3 protein-coding genes are annotated in these 2,935 nt (G+C 74.0%); all 3 read right to left on the reverse strand.

The window, feature by feature from the left end; all coding sequences use genetic code 11:
* Positions 1-97 precede the first annotated feature (97 nt).
* Positions 98-1,198: a glycerate kinase family protein gene (locus tag ACJOT3_RS33830; RefSeq protein WP_406977206.1), complete on the reverse strand. Its 1,101-nt coding sequence runs from the start codon at positions 1,196-1,198 to the stop codon at positions 98-100.
* Between the two features lie 90 nt (positions 1,199-1,288).
* Entirely contained in the window at positions 1,289-1,885 is a 597-nt protein-coding gene (pspAB, locus tag ACJOT3_RS33835; RefSeq protein WP_406977204.1) for a PspA-associated protein PspAB, read from the reverse strand.
* Positions 1,886-1,911: 26 nt separating this feature from the next.
* The gene (htpX, locus tag ACJOT3_RS33840; protein ID WP_406977205.1) at positions 1,912-2,829 is read right to left on the reverse strand and encodes a zinc metalloprotease HtpX; all 918 of its coding nucleotides are present in this window, start codon (positions 2,827-2,829) and stop codon (positions 1,912-1,914) included.
* Positions 2,830-2,935 lie beyond the last annotated feature (106 nt).

Here is a 2,935-nt window from a genome sequence, read left to right on the forward strand (position 1 = left end):
GGGCTGACTTGCGCGTGTTCCACCAGGGTACCCACCCGGCCCCGCCGTCACACCGGACGGCGGGGGCGGACGGCGGGTTTCGGCCGGTCCGGAGGGGTCAGCGGGTCCAGCGGCGGGCGATCGAGGCGGCCAGGTCCCGCAGCCCCTCGGCCGGGCGCTCCATGGCGGCGGCCACCGAGCCGGTGGACTCGACCAGGGAGTAGGTCTCGGTGATGCCCGCGGCGGCGGCCTCGGCCCGGCCCACCGCGACGCGGCCGGCGGTGACCACGCAGGGGACGGCGTGCTCCCCGGCCAGGCGGGCGACCCCGTGGGGCAGTTTGCCGCGCAGGGACTGGGAGTCGAAGGACCCCTCCCCCGTGATGACGAGGTCGGCCCTGGCCAGCCGGCCGGCCAGGCCGACGGCGTCCAGGACCAGGCCGATGCCCGACTCCACGGTGCCGCCGAGCAGCAGCAGGGCGAAGCCCAGGCCGCCGGCCGCGCCGGAGCCGGGCTCGGAGCGGGCCGCGCCGTCGGGGTCGGCGCGGTCGGCGAAGGCGGTCAGGGCCAGGTCCAGGCGCTGGACCAGGGCGGGGTCGGCGCCCTTCTGGGGGCCGAAGACGGCGCTGGCCCCGTGCAGGCCGAGCAGGGGGTTGTCGACGTCGGTGGCGGCGACCAGGCGCACCCCGGCGACGGCCTCCCGGGCCGGGGCGAGGTCGACCTTGTCGACGTCGGCCAGCGGGCCGCCGCCGTGGCGGAGGTCGGCGGCTGGGGTCGCGCCCAGGGCGGCGAGCAGCCCGGCCCCGGCGTCGTTGGTGGAGCTGCCGCCCAGGCCGACGACGACCGTGCGGGCGCCGTCGGCGACGGCGCGGGCGAGCAGTTCGCCGACCCCGGCGCTGGTGGTGCGGGCGGGGTCGCGCCGGTCGGCGGGGACCAGGTGCAGGCCGCAGGCCTGGGCGCTCTCCACGTAGGCCGTGTCGCCGACGAGCAGGTAGCGGGCGGTGACGGGCTCGCCCAGGGGTCCGGTGACGGAGGCCTCGCGCAGGGTTCCGCCCAGGGCGGTGTGCAGGACCTCGACGAAGCCGGGGCCGCCGTCGGAGAGCGGGAGCAGGTCGATGCGGGCGGAGGGGTCGACGGACCGCCAGCCGTCGGCGACGGCGCGGGCGGCGTCCAGGGCGCTGAGGGTTCCGGCGAACTTGTCCGGTGCGATCACGATGTGCACGTGTTCAGTGTGCTGGGTCACGCGGCCCGACGCCAGGGTTCGGCATCAAAAAAATTCATATCCCGGATTTTTGTTTCCGGAATGTGGAAACTAGAGGCCGGGTGCGCCGTACACCGGGAACCAGCGCGACCGGTCGGACTCCATCGGCAGGTCCCCGCCGATGGCCGCCTCCGCCTGGAGCTCCAGGGCGTTGTCGCGGCGCTGCCCCGGCAGCGGGGCGAACGGGTAGAAGGTGCCGCGCTTGTAGAGGTAGACCAGGCCCAGCGAGCGCTCCCCGTCGGTGAACCCCACCAGCGAGCACAGCAGCGAGGGCCCGTACCCGTTCTCCTCCAGGGTGGAGTTGACCGCGTGCAGCGAGGTGACCAGCCCCGTGATGTCGGGGTCGGTCACGTCGCCCTGCTCCGTCGGCGGGTGGTCCGAGCGCACCACCAGCCACGTGTAGCCGTACTCGTCGGTGACCTGGCCGACCGGCGGCCCGTCCCCCGCCTCCAGCAGCGCGGTGATGTCCTTCTCCAGGTCGGAGAAGGCCGCTCCCTCGGTCGGCCGGAAGGCCACCGACCCCGTCCCGGTGGGGCGGAACCCGGCCGCCGCGCGCAGGGTGACCGCCGCCGAGGGCAGCCCGAACAGGGCGTCCAGGTCGGGACGGACGGGCTTGGACCGGCCCAGCAGGGCCCTCCAGAAACTCAACGCTGCCTCCTCGGCTGCGGGGACGGTCAGGCCCCCCGGCCCAGCTGCCGGGAGATGTCGGAGAGCTGCGCCAGGCGCCGCTCCACCGGCGGGTGGGTGGCGATCAGGCTGTTGAGGCTGAAGCCCTTGGTGAACGCCGGGGCGAAGAAGAACGCGTTGAACGGCTCCACCTGGCGCAGGTCCCGGCTGGGGATCCGCGCCATGTCGCCGGTGATCTTGGTCAGGGCGCTGCCCAGCGCCGAGGGGCGGCCGGTGAGGTAGGCGGCGGCGCGGTCGGCCGCCAGCTCCCGGTAGCGCGACAGCGCCCGGGTCAGCAGGAAGCTCAGCGCCCACGCGATGGCGCTGACCAGCACCACCAGCAGGGCGACCACCGCCACGGGCGGGCCGTTGTTGTTGCCCCGGCTCGCCCCGGAGAAGGCGGCGAAGCGCAGCCCGGCCTGGGTGAGGAACCCGGCGACGATGCCTAGGAACCCGGCCACCGTCATGACCGTGACGTCGCGGTGGGCGATGTGCGACAGCTCGTGCGCCAGCACCGCCTCCAGCTCCGGGCCCTCCAGGCGGCGCAGCAGCCCGGTGGTCACGCAGACGACGGCGGCCTTCTGGCTGTGCCCGGTGGCGAAGGCGTTGGGCACGTCGGTGTCGGCGATGCCGACCCGGGGCTTGGGCATGTCGGCCAGGGCGCACAGCCGGTCGATGAGGGCGTGCAGCTCGGGCGCCTGCTGGGGGGAGACCTCCTTGGCGCCCATCGCGAACATGGCGATCTTGTCCGAGGAGAAGTAGCTGAACAGCGCGAACGCCAGGACGACGACCAGGACCAGCCAGACGTTCATCCCGACGGCGACCAGCCCGACCACGAAGGCCACGTACACCAGGACCAGCAGGAACATGGTGAGGGCCATCCGGCCGGTCAGGCCTCGGTCAGGAGTGAACTTGGAACCCGCCATGCGTAGCGCCCTTCCCGGTGGTTCGGACGTCTCGGAGTCTAGTTCGCGAAGGTGAGAAAAGGGTGAAAACCCCACGTGAACACGCCGGGGTGAGCAGGCCGGGGCC

This window comes from Nocardiopsis protaetiae, from assembly GCF_045446735.1.
Classification (GTDB): Bacteria; Actinomycetota; Actinomycetes; order Streptosporangiales; family Streptosporangiaceae; genus Nocardiopsis; species Nocardiopsis protaetiae.

Bases quoted from the DNA above. Each gene is read 5' to 3' on its own strand.
- htpX (WP_406977205.1), bottom strand. From the start codon at position 2,829: ATGGCGGGTTCCAAGTTCACTCCTGACCGAGGCCTGACCGGCCGGATG.